Source organism: Sinorhizobium terangae, assembly GCF_009601505.1.
GTDB classification, from domain to species: Bacteria; Pseudomonadota; Alphaproteobacteria; order Rhizobiales; family Rhizobiaceae; genus Sinorhizobium; species Sinorhizobium terangae.
Map to the genome: position 1 here is coordinate 20,215 of NZ_WITC01000134.1, position 21,764 is coordinate 41,978.

Here is a 21,764-nt window from a genome sequence, read left to right on the forward strand (position 1 = left end):
GAGCAGCCGCGGGCAGATGCGATCCTCCCAAGCCGCATCCTGCCTGTCCGGCGGCCGCTTTTCCGTTTCAACCTTTAGCGACAGCGATGGGCCGGCAGGTGCATCCGGCTCTGCCTTCGCGGTTTCTGAAAGAGCATCATCATGACGGCCTCATTTCTACGCACTGCGATTATTCTCGGACTTTTATCGGCCATCGGGCCGTTTGCGATTGACATGTACCTCCCGGCCCTGCCCTCGATCGGCAAGGATCTCGGCGCTGAAACCAACGTCGTGCAACTGAGCCTGCTCTCCTTCTTCATCTCCTTCGCGTTGTTCCAGCTCATCTACGGGCCGCTTTCGGACATCTGGGGCCGTAAGGCGCCGCTCTATCTCGGCATCGGGCTTTTCGCGCTCGCGAGCATCGGTTGCGCGGTCGCAAGCGACATCGAGACGCTGATTGCGTTCCGCTTCCTTCAGGGCATCGGCGGTGCCGCCGGCATGGTCATTCCGCGCGCGGTCGTGCGCGACATGCACACCGGCGTCCATGCGGCACGGCTGATGTCGCTGCTCATGCTCGTCTTCAGTATTTCGCCGATCCTTGCACCGCTGACGGGCAGCGCCGTGATCGAATTCTTCGGCTGGCGCGGCGTCTTTTATGCGGTGATGATTGCCGCCGTGATCGGGCTCGTGCTGCTTTCGACGCAGCTCACGGAGACGCGGCCGAAGGAGCACCGCTCGGACAGCACCATCGGCAGCGCGATCGCCGCCTACCGCCTGCTTCTTGGCGACCGCAACTTCCTGACGCTGACCTTCATCGGCGGCCTCGGCATCTCTAGCTTCCTCGTCTATCTCGCGAACTCGCCCTTCGTCCTGATCGACCACTACGGCCTGACGCCGACGCAATACAGCTTCGCCTTCTCGATCAACGCAGTCTCGTTCTTCGCCGTCTCCCAGGCGACCGGCTGGCTCGGCGAACGTTTCGGCCTCGCCCGTCTGATGCGGATGGCGGTGACGATGTTCGCGTTGACCATGGTCAGCATGTTCGCCGTCATGAGCTTCGGCATCAATCAGCTGCCGGTCATGGCGGCCTTCCTCTTCGTCGGCTACGGCGTCCTCGGGCTCGTCATCCCGACGTCGTCGGTGCTGGCGCTCGAGGACCATGGCGAGATCGCCGGCACCGCTTCGGCGCTGATGGGAACGCTGCATTTCGTTACCTCCGCCGTGGCGATGGTCATCACCAGCATCTTCTTCGACGGCACCGCCCTGCCGATGGTGGCCGGCATCGCGCTCTGCGCCCTCGGCGCCTTCCTCGTTACCCAGGCAACGATCGGCCGTCGCCGTCGGGTCGTTGCTGCGGAATAGACAATTCCCCCGCGTCCGAAAGGATGCGCGGGCAGGTCGGCCAGCGACAGGCCGATGACCGCTTTGTGAAGCTGCTCCCGTCGATTACGTGCTAACGTCGATCGACGGGTGCGGCGCAATACCAAGGACATCCTGGCTCAGGGGCGCGCCGGACACTGCATGTTTCCTTAAATGGTAGCTGATTTAAGGACACAAACATGCAGCAAAGCAAACTGCTACGGTGCCCTTTGCGCATCTGATAAGACGCGCGGCGCTGTAGAGGCGTGAAAGGCCTGCCATGCTTCCGACGCGACGTTCACTTCTGACCGCCTTTCTGGCGATCCCCGCCTTGCCGATCGTCAGCCTCCGCCAGGCCGCCGCGCAACGGCGCCCGCTGCCGCCGACGCCCGCCTGCGGCAATGAGAGCGACCTGACGCTTGCGCGCACAGCGGGTCCCTTCTACAAACCCGACGCGCCCATGCGTCACGAGCTTTTTGCCGACTCCCCCGATGGCGAGCGAATCACGCTCGCCGGCTACGTCCTCGACGCCAACTGCCGGCCGCTCGCCAACAGCCTCGTCGAGATCTGGCATGCCGACGAAACCGGCGCCTATGACACGAGCGGCTTCCGACTGCGCGCGCACCAGTTCACTGATGCAAACGGCCGCTGGTGGTTCGGCACGATCGTGCCCGCGCGTTACACTGGCAGGACTCGGCACTATCATCTGCGCGTGCAGCGCCGCGGCGGCACGCTCCTCACGACGCAGCTTTTCTTTCCGAACGAACCGGCCAATGCCAGCGACGGGCTCTATTCGGACGCACTGCTGCTCGATATCCGCAACACTGCCGACGGCAAATTCGGCCGGTTTGATTTTGTCGTCTGAGGCGCAGCGCGCGGGGCGGCCCGGCCCCAAGGGGTCCACTCAATGCTCATTCGCATGCGCTCCATGCGCGGTGATCACGCTTTGGGCTTCCTTGCCGTAAAGCTCCTCGAAATGATCAAAACCCTTGGAAAAATAGCCGATCCCCTGTGTGGCGGATCTGAGCGAGCGCGCGAGGTCATCGAGCGCTGCGCCTGGAATGAGGGCACGGAAGATATCCCATCCCTTCGCCGCCTCGTCCCGGTCGAAACCGAGGACCTGCCCTTTGAGCGTCGAAACGACCGGCACGAGGCTTCCCGAATAGATCGAGGGGATATGGATCTCCACGCGGAAGATCGGCTGCATCAGCACGGCCGAGGCCTGTGAGAGAGCCTGGCGAACGCCCATCTTTCCCGCCGTGCGAAACGCGTATTCCGAACTGTCGACCGAGTGGTGCTGGCCATCGGTCAGCATCACGCCGACGTCGATGACCTTGAAGCCGAGCGGGCCCTTGTCCATCGCCTCCCGCGCGCCTGCTTCGACCGCCGGTATGAAGTTTCTCGGAACGGCACCGCCCTTGACGGTTTCGGCAAAGGTGAATCCGCCGCCGCGCTCATTGGGGTGAACGCTGAGCTTCACGTCCGCAAACTGGCCGGCGCCGCCGGTCTGCTTGCGGTGACGATAATGCACGTCCGACGACTTCGAGATCGTTTCGCGATAGATCGGGCTCGGCGGTTGCTCGCTGACCGCGACATGAAAGACGTCGGAAAGCGTGCGGCACAGGTCGCGCAGGTGCACCGGCCCCTGGGCGCAGACCAGTTGCGCGCCGGTCCCCTCCTCCTGCATGACCTTCAGGCCGCGATCGGTTTCGGAAAGCTTGGCAAGCGTTTCGGAAAGCTTGGTCTCGTCGCGCTCGCTTTCCGGCACCAGGATCCGCTCCATCATCGGCGTCGGCGGAGTCGTCCATTCCGGCGGCGCGACGGTGGCATTGGCTGTCAAAAGCGACGGCACGACGAGGTGATCGGACTTCACGGCGGCGAAGACCTGACCGGGCGCCGGTGTCGCCGATGCCAGGGGGCGGCCGTTCGCCGGATCCTGCAAGGCCCCGAGCCCGGCGCCGCCGAGCATGGTCCCCTGCTTCACGCCACTGTCGAGCGCGCGAACAAAGACTGTCTTGCCGACGCTCGGGCGATGATGGGCGTGAAAACTGACGGCGGAAAGCGTCGCATCGGCGATGCCGCCGTCCGCGGCAAGGCGTTTTCTGAGCGCCTCGACCCGCGGCGCGTCGTGACGAAGCGCCTTCATCAGGCGCAGAATGCCGTTGCTGTGGCTTGCCGCACCGACCAGCACCGGGATGATCTTGTTTTCGCTCAAGACGCGCTTCGAGATGGCATAGATTGCGTCGCTCGCCGGCTCGCGGTCCTCGATGAGTTCTTCCAGCAGCCAGTCATCGAATTCGGAAAGATGCTCTAAGAGTTCGGCGCGCGCCTCGTGTTCGCTCTCGACGACGCTTTCGGGCAGTTCGAAAAGCGCTGACGTCTGGCCTTCCCGGTAGCGCCAGGCGCGCTCGGAAATCAGGTCGCAACTGCCGATGATCTTCTCACCGTCGCGAATCGGGATCTGCCTGAGGACGAAAGGGTGGTTGGAATAGTCCTGGAGGGCGGCGACGACGTCTCTCAGGCGTCCCCTCGGCTCATCCATGCGGTTGACGAAAAGGATGCAGGGCGTTCCAGACGCCTCGATCGCTTTGAGGTAGGGCGCCGCGAGCACGGCCTCCTCTGGAACCGGCGAAACGCAGAGCACACAGGCATCGCTGGCGAGCAATGCATCCTGCGCATGCGCCAGCGCCTCGTTGGTTCCGGGTGTATCCAGCGCACACCACTCTTCGTTCCCGAATTCGAACTCCGTCAGGCTCAAGCCGTAGGGAGAGGCGGATTTTCTTGGCTGGCCTTCGAGCAGACTAAGCTTTTCCACGAGCGTGGATTTTCCGGTCTGCGAAGGCCCAAGTACCGTGAAGCAGCGCATCTGCGATCCTCCTACCACGATGACACCTTTCTATTGCGGGATGAGGAAGGTATGCGCGGTTTTCCGCCCGCATCCCGCTCGTGATCTAAAGCGCCGTGGGTCTCCTTAATTCGACTGCGACTTAAGGAAACATGCAGCGGGCCAAGGTACCGCGCTCAGGCACAGTGCCGGGAGATCGATGGCTCCCTCCGGGCGCGCGCCCTCCCCCGCGAGGTCGAGGCTTGACCAAGGGTGCACCCGCTCCCTTCAGTGCGCAAGGCTGAGATTGACGATCTTGGGAAAAGGTCGCGGACCCGAACAACGAAAAGCCGCGCCAAGCACCGCTGCGGCCGCATTCACCCTTGTTGCGCTATCTACCCAATGGCGCTCGGCGCAAATTGCGCCACCAGTTCGTGGCGATCGCCCGGATAGGTCAGCCGAACACTGGTCACCGGCGCACCGCCGCTCCAGGTCCGTCGTTCGATGACCAGGCAGGGCGATCCGACCGCGACCCCGAGGGCTTGCGCGGCCTGACGGCTCGCTGCCACGGCCCGGATGCGATGCTCGGCGGTGCTCCACGGCACCTTGCCAAGCAGCCAGGAACCGGGTGAGACAGTATCGAACGCTTCGGCCTCCGCCGCGGGCACCGCAGAAAGATTGATGAGCCGTTCCTCGAGGCAAAACGGGCGGCCGCTCGCCAGATGCCGGCAGGTGATGGCGAGCACCCGCGCCGAGGCCGGCAGGTCTATGCGTCCGGTGTCGTCGGCACTGGCCTTGCGGACATGCCGCTCGTCGAGACGATAGCCGTATTCGAGACCGCGCGACTGCACCTCGAGTTTGACGTCGTGGATTTCCATGACCGCCGACTGGACGTGCGGAAAAGTGACATAGCTGCCGGACTTGCGCCGCCGCTCGATCAATCCCTTCTTGACGAGCTCGGTCAGCGCCTTGTTCACGGTCATGCGCGAGCAACCATATTGCTCGGTCAGCTCGTGCTCGAAAGGAATACGATGTCCCGGCGGCCAGTCGCCGGACAGAATATGCCCCTCGACGTCACTGAGAATCCGCTGGTGCAGGGAGAGCGGCTGGTCTGGACGCTTTTCCCCGTGGGAAGAACGATCGTTGGGAATGGCGGGATCCTCGGCTGGTGGCTGACCCCGTACCTTAAACATTTACTGCCGCGGCAACAGTCCCGGCGAAGACGCCCGCCGGTTTTCCACGGCGGATGCTGCACAATCAAAGTGTTACGATGGCGCCCTCCGAGTGGACAAACATGGTCAGGATGGGAGCCGGCGGCACAGACTCGACATCGTCTTCGGAAGCCGAGATGCGTACGAGAGCCGCGTCACGCTCTTGTCCCGCCCTTCCTGGACCAGTCCTATTCAGTAGAGGAGATGCCAAGGCGTCAGGAACGCACGCGCCCACTCTTGTTCCTGATCCCGTTCATGCTCCGCCGAGACATCATTACGGACGACAGTCGAAGCGACCTTTTTGTCGCGCAAGAACGCCTTGGGCACCGGCGGCTCGAAATAGCCAAGGGTCATTCCACCGAGATAGAACATGCAGAGCCCTTCCCTGCTCGCGTTTTCAGACACAATCGTGCCACAATCGAGCGGCGTGTCAATAGTCTACAAAATTTATGTTTTAAGTGTCTACGCTGGCCGCTAATCGAGGTTGCCTTGCACCGGGCCATCCTTCTGCAGCTCCGCGGACAAGCTCGACGTCGCACGAATCACGGGCGGATTCCCAGGGTCAGGTAGCTGGAATAACGTGCGGACTCACGTCACCCGTTCCGATCGGCCATTCTGCCGCCGATGCCCAAAAAGGAACCGAACAAATTCAAACTGTTAGGTTTATCTCGGCGGCAACCGCCCTGCTACTCGACAGCAGCGTACGGCTGCTTCATCGGTCGCGGTACAGCAAGGATTCTCCTCCGTCATCATCCCTCGTGCTTGTCACAGGAATCCTGCCGACCCAAATTCCTTGGGCTGAAAAGCCCCTTCCACGTGTTTCTGACAAGTGGATGAGAGCAGGGATGGGGCGCCCCTTGCCTCACCGTCCAACTAACTTGACGAGCGAATTCTCGCGAATTCGAGTGAATCAAGCCAGCCGATAAGTGTTCGGCCGCTGATGCATTTTGTGCGGTCGACCCCGGCGCTCCGTCACCCTGTGCTCTTCGCAGGCCTGAGAGCCACGGCGCGTCCGCGCCGTGAATGACTCGCGGCGAAGTGGCGGGCGCAGCGGGACGGGATTGGCCTGGTGCGAAAGCGCTGCCGTCGTTGCGTGGAGCAGGCCTCTCGCGCCGCCGGCGCAGTGCTGCTGAGAACACAGGAATGAGAGATCGATGAGGAGCTGTGCGTCAAAGAAGGCATCGGCCAACCCCATTGCGCTACCGTCCGCGTACTGCGGGCAACGGTCCAATCTACTTGGCTTCAAAAAGCATATGTCGCCGGCGGAGACTCGCAGCAACGTCGCAGGCGCAACGACAGCGGCCCGGTTGTCCGCGGACAACCGAATCGAGCGCCTACTCATAAAAGTTGTCCGCGGACAACTGTTAAGCAGAGAAATTCACAATACGCCGCGTCCGGGCGGGATAAACGGTCCTTTTGTTAAGCGTTTGTAAATTGGCAACGAATCGGCGCATAGTCTAACTGCGCAGATAGGGCCCTATCGCCGAATTTTGCGCAGTTTTCGGAGATGGCGATGTTGCAGCAGAAAATCCAGAGTCTTGAGGAGCAGGAGCATTTGCCATCCCTGCTGTCTGCCGACGCTCAGGAGCTTGCTCATCAGTTGCAGGAACATCAGAAAAAGATCTTCTCCCCGACGGCGCAAAAAACAATGCGGCTGTTCACTCCGGCCGAGGCCGCGGCCTTCATCGGAATCGGTGAAGGTTACCTGCGCCAGATCGCGTCAGAAGGCCACGGGCCGCAGCCGCTGTCAAACGGCCGGCGCATGTATGCCGTCGAGGATATCGATCGCATCCGTCGTGTGCTCGACGAAGGCGCGAAGACCGGAAAATACATCCCTCACCGCCGGCCGGGCGAAAAGCTCCAGGTCATATCGGTGATGAATTTCAAGGGCGGCTCGGGCAAGACGACAACGTCGGCGCATCTTTCCCAATATCTCGCGCTGCGCGGCTATCGCGTGCTGGCGATCGATCTCGATCCGCAGGCATCGCTCTCCGCTCTCTTCGGCCATCAGCCGGAGCTCGATGTCGGCGAGGCCGAAACACTATATGGCGCGATCCGCTACGAGAACCCCCGCCCCGTCGCCGACATTGTCCGCTCCACATACACCACCAATCTCCACCTGATCCCGGGCAATCTCGAACTGATGGAGTTCGAACACGAAACGCCGAAGGCAATGATCGGCGGGTCGGCCGAAACCTTGTTCTTCGCGCGAATTGGCGAGACGCTTTCGGAGATCGAGGGTTTCTACGATATCGTCGTCATCGACTGCCCGCCGCAGCTCGGCTTTCTGACCATGTCGGCGCTCTGCGCCGCGACGTCGGTGCTCATCACCGTGCATCCGCAGATGCTCGACGTGATGTCGATGTCGCAGTTCCTGTCGATGACGAGCGACCTCATGACCGTGGTGGAAAAGGCAGGCGGGCGCACGAGTTACGACTGGATGCGCTATCTGGTCACCCGTTTCGAGCCGAACGACGGGCCGCAAAGCCAGATGACCGGCTTCATGCGGGCGATCTTCGGCAATCGCATGCTCCACAATGCCATGGTGAAGTCGACCGCCATCTCGGACGCCGGCGTCACCAAGCAGACGCTCTACGAGGTGGAGCGCTCGCAATTCATTCGCGGCACCTATGACCGGGCGATGGAGTCACTCTCGCTCGTCAATGCGGAGATCGAAGAGATGATCCGCAAGGTCTGGGGAAGGAAGTAATCGATGGCGCGCAAGAACCTGATCGGCATTTCCGACAGTCCGACGGCTCCGCTCGACGGAGAGCGGCCAGCCGTCGAGCGTCCGATTGCCGGCCTTGCAGCGGGCCACCGCCCAAGCGGCCTCGTCGGCGGGATTACCAGATCGCTCTCGAACATCACGCAGAAGGTGGAACGCGCCGAGGAACTGGAGCGCCAGCTCGCCGAAGGGCAATCGATCGTCGATCTCGATCCCTCGCTGATCGATGCCTCCTTCGTTGTCGACCGCCTCGGCGTTACCGCCGAGGCCCAAGCCGCGCTTGTGCAGCAGATCCGTGACCACGGACAACAGGTGCCGATCCTCGTCAGGCCGCATCCGACGGCGAAGGAGCGCTACCAAGTCGCCTATGGTCACCGGCGGCTGGCGGCGCAGCGTGAAATCGGCGGGACGGTCAAGGCGGTCATTCGCAATCTCAGTGATGAACAACTCGTCGTCTCCCAGGGGCAGGAAAACAACGCCCGCATGGATCTCTCCTTCATCGAGCGTGCGCTGTTTGCGACGCGTCTGGAGGACCGCGGCTTCTCGCGCGAGATCATCATGTCGTCGCTTGGCGTCGACAAGGCGGCGCTCTCGAAAATGATCACGGTCGTGCGCCGGCTACCGGTCGAGGTGATCGAGGCGGTCGGTGCCGCGCCCGGTTTTGGACGCCGGCGATGGATGGAACTCGCGGATCTTCTCGATCTCGATGGAAACCGGTCGCGGGCGCTCGAATTTGTCGGAGAGACCGAGTTTCCGGGCGGTGCAAGCGATCAGCGCTTCGAAAAGCTGTTCGGCTTCCTCAGTACCGCCAAGGAGCGCCCAAAGGCGGAAGCCTGGATCGCGCCTGACCGCACACGTCCCGTACGCATCCGCGAGACGGAGTCAGAAACGACTCTTGCCTTCAGCAGGAAGGTTGCGCCGGGATTTGCCGATTTCGTGAGGCAGAGGCTGCAATCTCTGTACCTCGAATACCAACAGGAAACAGGAGATTAAACAGAGCAAAAGAAAAAGGCTTCCGAACGACTAGCGCTGCGGAAACCCTTCTCTCGTGTAGCAACTAGAGAATCCCATTTCCGCGAATCAGTGTCAAGAGTTTTTGACGTCGTTTCGGCGAACGGTTTTCTTTTGCCTTGGATAAGGTGAAGAAAAATGGAACGTGGAAGTGTGACGACGCCCTTTGGGCGGCGGCCGATGACGCTTGGCATGCTCGCAAGCCAAATCACTGCCGGCCGCACCCGGCCGGAGCGATCGGTCGACAAGTGGAAATTGTTTCGCTGGCTCTGCGAAGCCAAAACCGTGATTGCCGTCTCCGATCGCTCTCTGGCGGTGCTGAACGCGCTGCTCAGCTTTTATCCCGGCACGGAACTGTCCAGGGACGCCGGCCTTGTCGTTTTTCCGTCCAATGCCCAGCTTTCGCTTCGAGCGCATGGCATGGCCGGAACGACCTTGCGGCGCCACCTCGCAGCGCTCGTCGAAGCAGGCTTGATCCTTCGGCGCGACAGCCCGAACGGCAAGCGCTACGCCCGGCGAAGCCACGGCGGTGCCGTCGGCGAAGCTTTTGGCTTCGATCTCTCGCCGCTCATCGCACGCGCGGCCGAATTTGAAACCGCCGCCGCCGAGCTCGCCGCCGAACGCCAGCATCTGCGCATCATGCGTGAGAGATTGAGCCTCTGCCGACGCGACGTTGCCAAGTTGCTGGAGCTCATTCACGAAAGCGCTCCCCAAAGCGATTGGCAGGACTACGAGCTGACGTTTGAAGAGCTCATCAACGAGCTTCCCCGCAAGCCCTCAACCGCCGAAATCGAAGCCGTGCTCAGTTCAATGGACCGCCTTCGTTGCGATCTCGCCAACCAATTGGAAAACTTGCTCAATTTCCAAAAAACGGACACCTATGATCACCAGAATGGATGCCACATACAGAATTCACATCCAGACTCTCTTTCTGAATCTGAAGTTGGCTTAGGAAAAGGAGCTGAACCGGTTTTGCGAAAAGCAACCGATGCAAACGTTGCAGAGATTTTGACAGAACAGCCACCGAAACCGACGCCCGGCAAAGCATCGTCGCCTTCCATCGATCGCTCGACTACCGTGTCTCAACGACCGAACCGCGAAATCCCGCTGCCGGCCGTTCTGCAAGCCTGCCCGCAGATCGCCGACTATGGGCCTTCGGGCCGGATTTCGAGTTGGAAGGATCTGATGACGGCCGCGATCGTCGTCCGTTCGATGCTCAATGTCAGCTCCGATGCTTATGACGAGGCCTGCTCCGTCCTTGGCTGCGAGAACACGGCGACCGTCGTCGCCTGCATCCTCGAAAGAGCCGAACAGATCACGTCGCCGGGCGGCTATCTCCGTGAACTCACCAGGCGCGCGCAACGTCAGGAATTTTCCCTTGCCCCGATGGTCGCGGCGTTGAGCCGGGCAAGGAGAAGTGGAGGCGTTGCCCTCGCGAGTTAATGCATGTCGCCCAAAAGGGTGCAGCGATCTTGGGACGACGACATACACAAAAGCGATGACCTACAGGGCGCGCATCAGTCCGCTTGAACGCGACGCGCTTTAGGACAAGTGGAACCACCGGAAGGAAGCAACCTTCCCGTCGGCCCATGTGCAACGAGGTAGGGCAGGGGACAAGTGACACTGTCGTTGGCCAGCATCGTGCTGAACCATTGCCTTGCCGAGCGAAATATTGGAAACTCGGCGACGTAACGGATTCGCCCGGATATGCATTTGGCATGGGTCTGGTGGTGGTTTCTTAACAATTCTGCGACTATCGTAACGCATTGGCAGAAAAGAGTTTAATTTCCCGTTGCGGAAGCTAACTCGCCCATAATTTCCGACACCTCGGACATCCAGAAACAGCGACGTTCCGCATTGTCGGCAGCCGGATAAGAACGAAGCCGGCGAGCCTCCTCGAACCCGACAAGGTTGACAGCTGTCAACAGGATGGCTGACCCGGCGCCCGTAGGCTGAAAATCAGCTGACGCGGCTCAAGCTTAGAGGGCCCCGCAGCGCGCCGTCCTGTCAGACGCCAAAGCCTTTCCCGGTTCAAGGAAGCATGCAGGAAAACAACTCCATGAAATGCGCGCAAAGGCTTTGCGCGCGGCATGACGCCTCAACAAACGAAGGTGCACGCTCCCCCCTTTCGATGAAAGGCGGCTCTCCAGTCGCCGCTCACTCGCGCCAGTGTTCCGCCACCCATGGCGTCGGACGGATGTAGTGGCGCAGATAGCCGAACACGCCTTTCTGCCGGCGGTCACGCGAAAACAGGTCGCGGATATGTCCAAGCGGTGACGCCGGACGCCCCTTGTAGCCGAACTGCCCATCGATCGCATGTTGCGGCAGGAGGTTACGGGGGAAGATCACGACGCGGCCATCGGCAGGCAGCCGCGGTGCCAGGAAATAGTTGAGCGGGAAGGGCCAGCGGCAATCCTGGCGGAAATGCAGAACCCAGCGCCGCGGAAAGAGTTTGACGCCGCCCGGCGTATTGCGGGTTACGAAGCGTTGTTCGAAGCTGTATTCATCAGCCACGCCCTGCGGATCGGCGCGGAACTTTTCCTGCAAGGGAACGAGCTTGCCGACCGGAAACCGGAACAACGACGTCTGTCCGAGACGTTCAAAGGGCGTCGTCTGGTTACGCGCCAATATCACATCATCCGCCCCACCATACTCGAAGAAGGCATCGAGCGATCCGACGATCACCAGATCGAGGTCGAGGAACAGGACCGGACCGGTGAGGTTGCCGAGCTTCGGACCCCACAGCCGCGCTTTCGGCCAGATGCCTTTGCTGTTCACCGGCATCGCGACATCGAGCGGTGGCAGATCTTCGCAAAGGATCTCGGGACGCAGGCCGCTGCGGTTATCGGTGAAACAGGTGAAGGTGAAAGGCGGCGTGATGTTGCGTGCCACCATGGCGTAAAGCCGGTTGATGAAGGGCGGACCGTATTTCGTGCCCCAGTTGATGCATATCACCTGTTTGACGCCGCCACTTGCCGCCAGAACGCTTGCCATGGGCTCTCCATTCTTTGCCGACAGCTCTTTCCGCAACAGCCTACCTGTCCATCGGTCTCAAAGGTGCGGCCTGTAACTTCGACGTCGGGGAATTGCTTTCGACTTTCCATCCTGCTGCTGCGCTCTCGCGCATTCAGTAAGGCACGGTCACGAAACGCCGATTGACCCATGCCTGCATGACGCTCGGCCTCGAATGAGAACCGCAGCGACGTCGCAAGCTACCCGTCATTCCTGACCCTCCGGCCCGTCTTCTCCGAGGAATGCAGCCGGCATTTCGATCGTGGCCGACTTCATATCGATGTCAGTTGACAGCTGTCAACGGCGCGCCCGCACGATCGTCTCGCAGCTTCTTGACGGCTGCGGCCGCCGATCCGACGCCGTCGCGACTAAAAGAATGTCGCCCGACCGCGGTGCGTGTTGACAGCTGTCAACTCGTCCGAGCGCGTCGAAGTCGAGGCTGCGGCGCAATACGCGCGTGGGCCGGCGCCGGGGTCACCTTTTCGAACGACCCAGGGTCGACGCGGATATTAGCAGGGGAGAAAGGCCGGGAAGCCTGTGACGGAAAGATATCGCGTGTTACCTTCCGTTTCGTCGATAACGCTTCGTCTTTAAAATGACATACGAGACCCCGGATCCGCTTCATCCAACACTGCTGCCGGCCCTGATTGCGGCGGAAGACAGCCTTGCGCGTCTCGACGAGCGGGCTGGTCGGCACCCGGTTTCGGAGGGGTTTCGCGAGCGTGGGCAGTTCTTCGATGCGGCCGCGGCGCTCTGGGTCGCCGGTGAACTGGTGCATGTCGAAGACCTCGTGCTGCACGATGCACATATGGATGCGCGCGCACCCTCCCATGAGTTGACGATCGCCCATGCGGTGCTGCGCGCCCGCCGCCGGCTGGATCTTGCCGATCGGGACTGGGCGCTGACGAGCGCCGGACTGAACGCGCTGAGAGGCGAGGGTGGGGTTACCGAGCACAACGATCGCCCCGTCGAAGGTCATCGGGATATCGGGCTTTCGGACAGGGAAGACGAAATGGATGAGAATCCGCTCGCCGCCGAATTTGCCGAACTCGATGCGGCAATGGCGCGCTCACGACGCTTGCTCGATATTCACGCGAGCGGCATCGCCGATATGGAGCCGGCGGCGTCGGCAGCCGCGAAGGCGAGCGCGGAACCCTTGGGCCAGCTCGGATTGCTGTTCGAAGAGGATTGGGACGAAGAGCGGCGACTCGATGCCTGGCGTGCCGTGCTTTCGACGGCCGATCAGTTGCCAGCTTCTCTCGGGGCGGCAATTCTCTTCGACGCCTGGGACCACATCGAGCCGCTGAGGCGCCAGCACTGGCTCGGCTCGCTGCTCGTCGGAGCCTACCTGCGTTTTCGCGGAAAAGTGTCCTCGCACGTGCTGGCGTTCAACACCGGCCTGAAGACCATCCGCCACGAACGCCGCCGGTCAAAGGACAGGCTGACGCGGCTCCTTGCATTTCTTGAGGCGATGTCGGTGACGGCCGATCTCGGCTTGAAGGAACTCGATCGCCTTTCTCTGGCAAAAACGCAGATGGAGATGCGGGTCAGGGACCGCCGGTCGAGCAGCAATCTCCCTGGGTTGATCGATCTCGTTCTGTCGAGGCCGATCGTCTCGACGGCGCTGATCGCCCGCCATGTCGGTGTCACGCCGCGTAGCGCCCTCAATCTGGTCCGCGAACTCGGCGTGCGCGAGATGACGGGCAGGGGACGGTATCGCGGCTGGGGCGTGCTTTAGCCTGCATTATTCTGCAATGAGTCAGCGCTTTGCGTTCGGCGACGTTCATTGCCGGCGCAGGTTGATGTCGCTGGTGACGACGCTGTCGCCGGAGCTCGGGTCGACATCAGTCGTCACGAGTCTCATGCCGTTCTGTCCGACCTTCTGCACGGTCAGGTTTGCGCTGCGGTCGCCGTTTACCAGCCTCGGCCAGCGGATCGTGAGGTTGATCGCATTGCCGCTTCGGCTTCCGGTCAAGCCGGCCCGTCTGCCGCTCGGCCCGACATAGGTGCCGCTGTAGCTTGCCCCATTGACCTTCAAGTCGGCGCCAACGGCGCGTGACACGACAATCAGGCTGCGACAGGTTCCCTTCATCGACAGGGCCTGACCGCTGGCCTCGGAATTGAAGACGCAGGACACGTTCATCGGCGACCGGTTGATCCGGAGTTTCACCATGCCGCTGCCGGTCCACTGTCCTTCGAGTGATCCGAGAAACGCCGTCTCGTCGGCCTGCGCTGCTCCAACGGCAAAAAGCAGGCTGCCTGCGGCCAGCAGACGCTGGATCATGGAACCTCCTCCTGTAGCCGTGCGTCTTTTCAGCCGCACAAAAGTCGCTGTAGTACTTTGAATTGCTGCGTGTCTTGTCCGCAAATCGGCCCCGATCCAAGGAACATGCAGTGGGATCGGGATCGGTGAAGTCGGGGCACACGCCGATTGCTCGTCGGTCCCCGACCTCAATGAGGTTCCTTTTGGGCGCCGCTGTCAACCGTGAAGGGGCTGACGGCGGCATTTGGCGCGCTCAATCCTCCTCGACGAAGACCTCCTCGCGCTTGGCCTTGACGGCCGGCAGGAAGACGACGACGAGCACGATCGCTGCGATCAGCAGCAGGACGGCGCTGATCGGACGGGTGACGAAGGTCGCCGGGTCGCCGCGCGACAGGATCATGGCGCGCCTGAGGTTCTCTTCGAGCAGCGGCCCGAGCACGAAGCCGAGCAGGAGCGGCGCCGGCTCGCAGCGCAGCTTCAGGAGCAGGTAGCCGACGAGGCCGAAGAAGGCGACCGCGTAAAGATCGTAGACGTTGGAATTGACGCTGTAGACCCCGATCGAGCAGAAGGCCATGATGATCGGAAACAGCACGAAATAAGGGATCTTCAGGAGCTTCACCCAGAGCCCGATCAGCGGCAGGTTTAAGACCACCAGCATCAGGTTGCCGATCCACATCGAGGCGATGATGCCCCAGAAGAGCGCCGGCTGTTCGACCGCCACGTTCGGACCGGGGACGATGCCCTGGATGATCATCGCACCGATCATCAGCGCCATCACCGGGTTTGCCGGGATGCCGAGGGTGAGCAGAGGGATGAACGAGGTCTGCGCGCCGGCATTGTTGGCGCTTTCCGGGCCCGCGACACCGGCGATGGCGCCGCGGCCGAATTCCTCGGGCCGATCCGAGATGCGTTTTTCAACCGTGTAGGAAGCAAAGGCCGCGAGGATCGCACCGCCGCCCGGCAGGATGCCGAGCGCCGAGCCGATCACGGTGCCGCGCACCACGGGAGCGAACATCCGCTTGAAATCGTCGCGCGTCGGCATCAGGTCGCTGACCTTCGCCATCAGCACTTCGCGGGTCTTCTCGTTTTCGAGGTTTCGCAGGATTTCGGCAATGCCGAAGACGCCGACGGCGAGCGCCACGAAATTGAGCCCGTCGGCATATTCGCGGATGCCGAGGGTGAAGCGCGGCGTGCCGGTGTAGATGTCGGTACCGACGAGGCCGAGCAGAAGCCCGAGCGCGACCATTGCCAGCGCCTTGACGATCGAGCCGTGCGCCAGTGCGACCGAGGAGACGAGGCCGACGATCATCAGCGAGAAATATTCGGCCGCGCCAAACTCCAGCGCGATTTCGGTGAGTGGCGGCGCGAAGATTGCAACGAGAAAGGTCGAAACGGTCCCGGCGAAGAACGAGCCGAGCGCGGCAATTGCGAGCGCCGCACCGGCGCGGCCGTTGCGCGCCATCTGGTAGCCGTCGATCGCGGTGACCGCGGAGGAGGATTCGCCCGGCATGTTGATCAGGATGGCCGTGGTCGAACCGCCGTACTGCGCGCCGTAGTAGATGCCGGCGAGCATGATCAGCGAAGAGACCGGCTCGAGCTGGAAGGTGATCGGGAGCAGCATGGCGATCGTTGCCGTGGCGCCGATGCCGGGCAGCACGCCGATCAGCGTGCCGAGCATAACGCCGATCAGGCAGAAAAGGAGGTTGGCCGGCGAGGCGGCGGTGGTAAAGCCGAGGGCTAGATTGCTGAAAAGATCCATCACCGCCTCCTAGAACCGGACCCAGGGGCCGAAGCGTTCGAAGGGCAGTTTGAGCCCATAACTGAACACCGCGACCGAGAAGACGGCCAGCACCAGCGAGATGGCGATCGCCCAATGAGGCTTCATGCGATGCGAGGCAAAGCAGGCGATGAGCGCCGTGAAGAAGATTGCCGGCGCGAAGCCAAGCCCTCGCACCGTCAGTCCGAAGAAGATCGGTGCCGGCAGGATGAGGAACATGCCGCGCACGGCGATCGCCCCCATCGGTTCGCCTTGCACGCGGGTCGACTGTACGAGGATGACGACGCCGAGCAGCGTCAATACGCCGGCAAGAAGAAGCGGGAAGTAGCCGGGACCCATGCGGAAGGCGGTGCCGAGATCGAGGCGAAGCGACTGCCAGGCGAAGAACAGCCCGACGGCCGTCAGGATACCGCCGCAAAGGGCATTGGTCGTATCGAAGGAGATGGATTTCATCGTGTCCCCATTTTGTTCGGGAGCCGTTGAGCCGCGCTCCCTTCTTCGGCATGTTTCCTTCAATCCTAGCCGATATAAGGAAAAAAACATGCAGCAATTCAAAGTGCTACAGCGTCCCTTGCGCACCCGATAGGACGCCGCGCCTAGACGAATGTGCTCGCGTCTTGTTGTCAGGGCAAGGGGCGCAGGACCTTCAACGAGTTGACAGCTGTCAACGTTCCGTGTCGGCGCCGACGCGGGTTGAGAAAGGATGCGTCCATCACCGAACGAAGACAGGTTGCCGCCGCCGTTCTGTCTCGCGACAGGGGATGGCGGCGGCGGGTTCCATTGCGCGATCAGTCGGCGTACTGACCGGCTGCTTCGATCACGGGCTTCCAGCGGGCGATCTCGCTTTCGAGCTTGGCCTTTAGTGCTGCCGGCGTCGCGTCCGCCTCGCTCGACGGTTCCGTGCCGAGCTCGGCAAAGCGGGCAACGACGTTCTCATCCTTGAGCGCCAGCTGCAGCGACTTCGACAGGCGCTCGGTCACCTCGGCAGGCGTACCCTTCGGCGCATAGATGCCGTGCCAGATGCCGACCTGGAAACCGGAAAGACCGGCTTCTTGCGCCGTCGGCAGATCGGGGAAGATCTTCAGACGGGCAGGCGAAGTGACCGCGTAGGCCTTGATCGTGCCGCCCTGGATCTGCTTCGTGGTATTGGTCGTCTGGTCGCACATGATGTCGACCTGGCCGCCGAGCAGATCGGTCATCGCCGGGCCGGTGCCCTTGTACGGCACGGTCGTGAGCTGGGTATCGATCGCGCTCATGAACATCATACCGCAGAGATGCGAGGCGGCGCCGATGCCGGCATTGGCGACCGTCACCGTGTCCTTGTTGGCCTTGACGTAGTCGATCAGCCCCTTGAGATCGCTCGGTTCGAAGTCCTTGCGGGCGACGATCGTCATTGGAACTTCGGTGACGAGGCCGACATATTCGAAGGCATTCAGCGTGTCGTAGGCGAGCTTGCGATAGAGTGTGGCGCTGGTCGCCATGCCGATATGGTGGAGCAGCACCGTATAGCCGTCGGGATCCGCCTGGGCGACGCGGCCCGCGCCAAGCGTGCCGCCCGCCCCGCCGACGTTCTCGACGATGATCTGCTGGCCGAGATCCTTGGACATCGACTCGGCGACGAGACGGGCGACCGTGTCGGTCGGGCCACCGGCCGAGAACGGCACGACCATCGTGATCGAACGCTCCGGATAGTTTTGGGCGCTGGCCGAAGCGGCAAAAAGGGAAACGGCGGCGACAGCGCCCAGAAGCGCTTGCAGAATTTTCATCTTTTCCTCCCGATGAAATTTTGGGCCAGCCGGCATGGTTCCTCCCGTGCCGGTACTGGATCGCCTATTTGCAGACGGGATTTTAGCACAGACAACCGCCGCTGGCGGTCACTTTGCCGATTTCCGCGCTTGATGCGCGTGATATGGGTGGATTTGGAAACAAAAGGGCCGGACGATGGGTGGATTTCCACCCATCGTATTGCTCAAACCTCAAGGCCGGTGCGCTGCCGCAGGTATCGGATCTCGGCCTCAGTCAGAGGCCGGACCTCACCTTTCGCCAGGTCGCCGAGCGTTATCTCGCCGATTGAGACGCGCACGAGCCGCAGGCACTCGAAGCCGAGCACGTCCAGCATGCGGCGGATCTGCCGGTTGCGTCCCTCCTGCAACTCGACCTCGATCCAGCTGTTGCGGTCGCCGCTTCTCAGCTTCTGGACGTTCGTGGCCTGCAGCCGTTCGCCGCCTTCCACGACCCCCTCAATCATCCCGGCAAGCGCGTCGTCGCCGAAGATGCCGTTCACCTGCACATGGTAGACCTTGCCGAGATGCGTTTCCGGATCGAGCAGGCGCTGCGCCAGCACGGTGTCGTTGGTGAAGAGCAGCAGTCCCTCGCTCGCCTTGTCGAGCCGGCCGACCGGCGAGAGAAACCGCGCGTCCGCGTCACCGAGGCAAGAATAGACTGTCGGCCGCCCCTCCGGGTCGTCACGCGTGGTGACAAGCCCGCGCGGCTTGTTCAGCATCAGGTAGGTCTTTGCTTCCGCCGCGATTGTGACGCCGTCGACGGCAATCCTGTCGGCGTCGATATCGACCCAGCGCGAAAGATCCGTCGTCGTTCGACCGCCGACGCTGACGCGGCCGTCGGCGATCAGCTTTTCGGCCTGCGTGCGGGAGCAATAGCCGAGTTTGGAGAGCGCACGCGCGAGCGTCACGCGCTTGCCGGCCTCTGCTTTCGTTTCGCCCTGTCTCTTCGGTGATCGGCGCGGCTGTTTCACGGCTCCCAGTCTCCAAGGGTGTTGGACCATGGTCCATCTGGCACAATCGGCGCCGCTCGGCCAGAGTTGAAAACCATTGATTGCTATGGCTTTGATGCAAGGATCAAGAGTGATAGTCTCGCTTGCGACTTGTACGACAGGGCTCGTCCTGGAACGGCAACCGCTTCGCGTCGAGAAAGCGACACGTTCTCCGACGGGCGATTTTGGGAGGCGTTGTCATGATCAAGTCAATCCTGCAGGGGGCGACCGCTCTTGCGGCAATCTCGCTGCTGCACATCGGCGGCGGCGTCCTTCTTCCAACGAAAGCTTTTGCCCAGCAGACGGCGGCTGCTCCTGCAGCGCCGACGGAGACCGTGCCCGAACCGCTGACGGACGACGAGCTTGAGGTGCTGGTTGCCCGCATCGCGCTCTATCCGGACGAGTTGGTGGCGCTGATTTCCGCTGCTTCGCTCTATCCTTTGCAGATCGTCGAGGCCGAACGGTTTCTGGAGGCCCGCGAGAAAAAACCTGACCTGAAGCCGAAAGAAGACTGGGACGGCAGCGTCATCTCGCTGCTCAACTATCCTGAGGTCGTCAAGATGATGAGCGAAGACCTCGACTGGACGCAATCCTTCGGCGAGGCGATCGCCAATCAGCAGAAGGATGTGCTGATCGCTATCCAGCAGTTGCGCGATGAGGCGGTGGCCAAGGACATCATCAAGACGGATGACAAGGTCAAGGTGGTCGAGGAAGGTGACAACATCATCATCCAGTCGGCAAATCCGGAAACGATCTACGTGCCGCAGTATCCGCCGGAGATGCTTTATGTGCCAGATTATGCACCGGCGCCGATCAGCTATTATGAAGACCCCTATCCTGCCTATTGGTATCCCGGGGCGGCCTTCTTTGCTGGTGCCGTCACTGGCGCGGCCTTCGCCGCCATCGTCGACTGGGACGATTGGGGTGTATGGGGTGGCCGCTGGGACGGCGACATTAACGTTGACTGCAACAAGTGTTTCAACAACATCGACTTCGACGGCAAGGTCAACTGGAACGACATCGACTGGAAGAATGTCGACCGTAGCAAGATCAGTTTCGACCGCGACCAGCTCAACAAGTTCGATCGCACCAACCTCAAGAACAACATCAAGGCCAACGGCAACAACAACCTGCGCAACCGCGCCGCCGAGATCAATCGCGACCGGCCGCAGGCGCGACCGGGCGGCGGTGGCGGCCAGCTCACGGATGTGCGTAAGAGCACGCTCGAAGGGCTGAAGGCCCAACCGAGACGGGATACCGCGGCGCGGCCCGGTGGCGGGCAGGCGGCGGCAAAGGCGAGAGCCGACGGCGGCAAGCCACGCGTCAACCGGCCGAAGGGCGGCAGCAAGCCCTCTGCCAACCGGCCAGCCGGCAAGAAGAAGATGGCTTCGAAGGCGCAGAACCGGCCGAAGAAGCCACCCGGCCTCGGCAACGTCAATTCGGGCCGGCGCGAGGTCGCCTCGTCGCGGCGTGGCGGTCACAGCATGGGCGGCGGTCAGCGCGGCGGCGGACGGCCCCAGATGAGCCGCGGTGGCGGCAGGCCGCCGATGGCCCGTGGCGGCGGAGGCCGCGGCGGTGGTGGACGCAGGCGCTGACAAGGAGGAGAACGGCCATGACCAAGCTTTTGCACACCCTTCTCCTCGGATCGGCGCTCTCGCTTGCCAGCATTCTGGCCATCGACGTCGCCCTCGCGCAGGCCGAGCAGCCGGACCAGGCGCAGCAACCGGCAGGCATCATCGACGACTATGCCGCGGCCGAAGACCCGCCGGCGTTCGACGATCCGCTGAAGGCGGTGGAGGCCTTCAAATCGACGCTCGCCGCGAATGATTTCGTTGGCCTGGCGAAGCTGCTGGGCCTCGATGCGGCCAAGCTCAGGACGGGCGAAGGGATCATGGAAACCTTCGCGCTCATTCGCGAGGGGGCGGCCCGCAATGTCGTCGTTCGCGATCTCGAAGGACGCAAGGTTCTCGAAATCGGCGATCGCCTCTGGCCACTGCCGTTCCCGCTCACCAAGGGCGAGGACGGAAAATGGGCGTTCGACACCTATGTCGGGCTGGAGGAGATCGTCAACCGTCGCGTCGGCGAGAACGAGCTCGAGGCGATCGAGACGGTGCGCGCCTATGTCGAGGCGCAGAAGGACTATGCCGCACAGGACCGCGACGCCGACGGCGTGCTCGAATATGCCCAGAAGCTCATCAGCAGCCCGGGCCAGACCGACGGCCTCTACTGGCCGGCCGATCAGGGCGAGGAGACAAGCCCGGTTGGCGACGCGATCAGCGAAGCGGCGCTCGAAAAGGCGAAGGCCGGCGAGGGCTATTTCGGCTATCGCTTCCGCATCCTGACGTCACAGGGCGACAACATCGCTGGCGGCAAATACGACTACACCATCAACGGCAACATGATCGCTGGCTTCGGTCTGATCGCTTGGCCGGTCACCTATGCCGAGACCGGCGTCAAGACTTTCCTCGTCAACCAGCAGGGCATCGTCTACGAGCGGGACCTGGGCCCAAGCACGGGAGCGATCGTACCCTTCATCGACCGCTTCGATCCGGACGACAAATGGACCGTGGTTGCCGACTGACTTTATGACGGCAAAATATATCGATCGTTCGGGCGGGCTGCCTGCCGGCGCTGCGGCAGCAGCCTGCGCGTGGGGAATTTTCCTGCTGTGGTGTAGAGAGCCAAGAGCTGGCGAAACGGCGAGCGACGGCAACGAAACGGCGGCGGTTCTGCCGTATCCAACGATCCGATCGGGTGATTTGCGCCTTGTCAGGAAGAATTCGTTCTGCGCGGAAAGTCGATTCCGGCTTCCGCAACACGCTGAAGTGCG

At 62.1% G+C, this 21,764-nt stretch carries 17 protein-coding genes; 8 read left to right on the plus strand and 9 right to left on the minus strand.

Going from position 1 to position 21,764, the window contains the following annotated elements; genetic code table 11:
* The first annotated feature begins 141 nt into the window (after nt 1-141).
* Both GHK62_RS32145 and GHK62_RS32150 read left to right on the plus strand, forming a co-directional pair.
* Nucleotides 142-1,341 (plus strand): multidrug effflux MFS transporter, encoded by a 1,200-nt coding sequence (locus tag GHK62_RS32145; protein ID WP_153443053.1) that lies wholly within the window; start codon nt 142-144, stop codon nt 1,339-1,341.
* Between the two features lie 277 nt (nt 1,342-1,618).
* On the plus strand, nt 1,619-2,203 hold the full coding sequence (locus tag GHK62_RS32150; RefSeq protein ID WP_153443055.1) for a dioxygenase family protein: 585 nt from the start codon (nt 1,619-1,621) through the stop codon (nt 2,201-2,203).
* A gap of 39 nt (nt 2,204-2,242) precedes the next feature.
* On the opposite strand, the gene GHK62_RS32155 is transcribed toward GHK62_RS32150, so the two are convergent.
* The 3 genes from GHK62_RS32155 to GHK62_RS32165 all read right to left on the minus strand — a co-directional run bounded on the left by GHK62_RS32155 (nt 2,243) and on the right by GHK62_RS32165 (nt 5,745).
* Nucleotides 2,243-4,204, minus strand: coding sequence for an elongation factor G (locus GHK62_RS32155; protein WP_153443057.1), 1,962 nt, complete (start codon nt 4,202-4,204; stop codon nt 2,243-2,245).
* Between the two features lie 353 nt (nt 4,205-4,557).
* Nucleotides 4,558-5,259, minus strand: a complete 702-nt coding sequence (gene hutC / locus GHK62_RS32160; RefSeq protein WP_380787169.1) for a histidine utilization repressor — start codon at nt 5,257-5,259, stop codon at nt 4,558-4,560.
* A gap of 306 nt (nt 5,260-5,565) precedes the next feature.
* The gene (locus GHK62_RS32165; RefSeq protein WP_153443061.1) at nt 5,566-5,745 is read right to left on the minus strand and encodes a hypothetical protein; all 180 of its coding nucleotides are present in this window, start codon (nt 5,743-5,745) and stop codon (nt 5,566-5,568) included.
* A 1,144-nt stretch (nt 5,746-6,889) separates the two neighbouring features.
* On the opposite strand from GHK62_RS32165, the gene repA reads away from it, so the two are divergent.
* The 3 genes from repA to repC all read left to right on the plus strand — a co-directional run bounded on the left by repA (nt 6,890) and on the right by repC (nt 10,552).
* Nucleotides 6,890-8,083, plus strand: coding sequence for a plasmid partitioning protein RepA (gene repA / locus GHK62_RS32170; protein ID WP_380787171.1), 1,194 nt, complete (start codon nt 6,890-6,892; stop codon nt 8,081-8,083).
* Between the two features lie 3 nt (nt 8,084-8,086).
* A complete protein-coding gene (repB, locus tag GHK62_RS32175; protein ID WP_153443065.1) occupies nt 8,087-9,091 on the plus strand; it encodes a plasmid partitioning protein RepB in 1,005 nt (334 codons plus the stop codon).
* Between the two features lie 156 nt (nt 9,092-9,247).
* Nucleotides 9,248-10,552, plus strand: a complete 1,305-nt coding sequence (gene repC, locus GHK62_RS32180; RefSeq protein ID WP_153443067.1) for a plasmid replication protein RepC — start codon at nt 9,248-9,250, stop codon at nt 10,550-10,552.
* A gap of 714 nt (nt 10,553-11,266) precedes the next feature.
* Here repC and GHK62_RS32185 read toward each other — a convergent pair.
* Nucleotides 11,267-12,103, minus strand: coding sequence for a glycosyl transferase (locus tag GHK62_RS32185; RefSeq protein WP_153443069.1), 837 nt, complete (start codon nt 12,101-12,103; stop codon nt 11,267-11,269).
* A 613-nt stretch (nt 12,104-12,716) separates the two neighbouring features.
* Here GHK62_RS32185 and GHK62_RS32190 point away from each other — a divergent pair.
* Entirely contained in the window at nt 12,717-13,859 is a 1,143-nt protein-coding gene (locus tag GHK62_RS32190) for an RHE_PE00001 family protein (RefSeq protein WP_153443071.1), read from the plus strand.
* A gap of 45 nt (nt 13,860-13,904) precedes the next feature.
* Here the strand turns inward: GHK62_RS32190 and GHK62_RS32195 are convergent, their stop codons facing one another.
* The 5 genes from GHK62_RS32195 to GHK62_RS32220 form a co-directional block, all read right to left on the minus strand.
* Nucleotides 13,905-14,405, minus strand: coding sequence for a hypothetical protein (locus tag GHK62_RS32195; RefSeq protein WP_153443074.1), 501 nt, complete (start codon nt 14,403-14,405; stop codon nt 13,905-13,907).
* Between the two features lie 232 nt (nt 14,406-14,637).
* Complete coding sequence (locus GHK62_RS32200) at nt 14,638-16,143, minus strand: tripartite tricarboxylate transporter permease (protein ID WP_153443076.1); 1,506 nt, start codon at nt 16,141-16,143, stop codon at nt 14,638-14,640.
* Nucleotides 16,144-16,152: 9 nt separating this feature from the next.
* The gene (locus tag GHK62_RS32205) at nt 16,153-16,614 is read right to left on the minus strand and encodes a tripartite tricarboxylate transporter TctB family protein (protein WP_153443078.1); all 462 of its coding nucleotides are present in this window, start codon (nt 16,612-16,614) and stop codon (nt 16,153-16,155) included.
* Between the two features lie 335 nt (nt 16,615-16,949).
* The gene (locus GHK62_RS32215; protein ID WP_153443082.1) at nt 16,950-17,927 is read right to left on the minus strand and encodes a tripartite tricarboxylate transporter substrate-binding protein; all 978 of its coding nucleotides are present in this window, start codon (nt 17,925-17,927) and stop codon (nt 16,950-16,952) included.
* A gap of 203 nt (nt 17,928-18,130) precedes the next feature.
* The gene (locus GHK62_RS32220) at nt 18,131-18,916 is read right to left on the minus strand and encodes a pseudouridine synthase (RefSeq protein WP_327791005.1); all 786 of its coding nucleotides are present in this window, start codon (nt 18,914-18,916) and stop codon (nt 18,131-18,133) included.
* 218 nt (nt 18,917-19,134) lie between these two features.
* On the opposite strand from GHK62_RS32220, the gene GHK62_RS32225 reads away from it, so the two are divergent.
* Both GHK62_RS32225 and GHK62_RS32230 read left to right on the plus strand, forming a co-directional pair.
* The gene (locus GHK62_RS32225) at nt 19,135-20,529 is read left to right on the plus strand and encodes a DUF3300 domain-containing protein (protein ID WP_153443086.1); all 1,395 of its coding nucleotides are present in this window, start codon (nt 19,135-19,137) and stop codon (nt 20,527-20,529) included.
* Nucleotides 20,530-20,546: 17 nt separating this feature from the next.
* A complete protein-coding gene (locus GHK62_RS32230; protein ID WP_153443088.1) occupies nt 20,547-21,515 on the plus strand; it encodes a DUF2950 domain-containing protein in 969 nt (322 codons plus the stop codon).
* The last annotated feature ends 249 nt before the right edge of the window (nt 21,516-21,764 follow it).

Bases quoted from the DNA above. Each gene is read 5' to 3' on its own strand.
- GHK62_RS32145 (WP_153443053.1), top strand. From the start codon at position 142: ATGACGGCCTCATTTCTACGCACTGCGATTATTCTCGGACTTTTATCG.
- GHK62_RS32150 (WP_153443055.1), top strand. From the start codon at position 1,619: ATGCTTCCGACGCGACGTTCACTTCTGACCGCCTTTCTGGCGATCCCC.
- GHK62_RS32155 (WP_153443057.1), bottom strand. From the start codon at position 4,204: ATGCGCTGCTTCACGGTACTTGGGCCTTCGCAGACCGGAAAATCCACG.
- GHK62_RS32165 (WP_153443061.1), bottom strand. From the start codon at position 5,745: ATGTTCTATCTCGGTGGAATGACCCTTGGCTATTTCGAGCCGCCGGTG.
- repB (WP_153443065.1), top strand. From the start codon at position 8,087: ATGGCGCGCAAGAACCTGATCGGCATTTCCGACAGTCCGACGGCTCCG.
- repC (WP_153443067.1), top strand. From the start codon at position 9,248: ATGGAACGTGGAAGTGTGACGACGCCCTTTGGGCGGCGGCCGATGACG.
- GHK62_RS32185 (WP_153443069.1), bottom strand. From the start codon at position 12,103: ATGGCAAGCGTTCTGGCGGCAAGTGGCGGCGTCAAACAGGTGATATGC.
- GHK62_RS32190 (WP_153443071.1), top strand. From the start codon at position 12,717: ATGACATACGAGACCCCGGATCCGCTTCATCCAACACTGCTGCCGGCC.
- GHK62_RS32195 (WP_153443074.1), bottom strand. From the start codon at position 14,405: ATGATCCAGCGTCTGCTGGCCGCAGGCAGCCTGCTTTTTGCCGTTGGA.
- GHK62_RS32200 (WP_153443076.1), bottom strand. From the start codon at position 16,143: ATGGATCTTTTCAGCAATCTAGCCCTCGGCTTTACCACCGCCGCCTCG.
- GHK62_RS32205 (WP_153443078.1), bottom strand. From the start codon at position 16,614: ATGAAATCCATCTCCTTCGATACGACCAATGCCCTTTGCGGCGGTATC.
- GHK62_RS32215 (WP_153443082.1), bottom strand. From the start codon at position 17,927: ATGAAAATTCTGCAAGCGCTTCTGGGCGCTGTCGCCGCCGTTTCCCTT.
- GHK62_RS32225 (WP_153443086.1), top strand. From the start codon at position 19,135: ATGATCAAGTCAATCCTGCAGGGGGCGACCGCTCTTGCGGCAATCTCG.
- GHK62_RS32230 (WP_153443088.1), top strand. From the start codon at position 20,547: ATGACCAAGCTTTTGCACACCCTTCTCCTCGGATCGGCGCTCTCGCTT.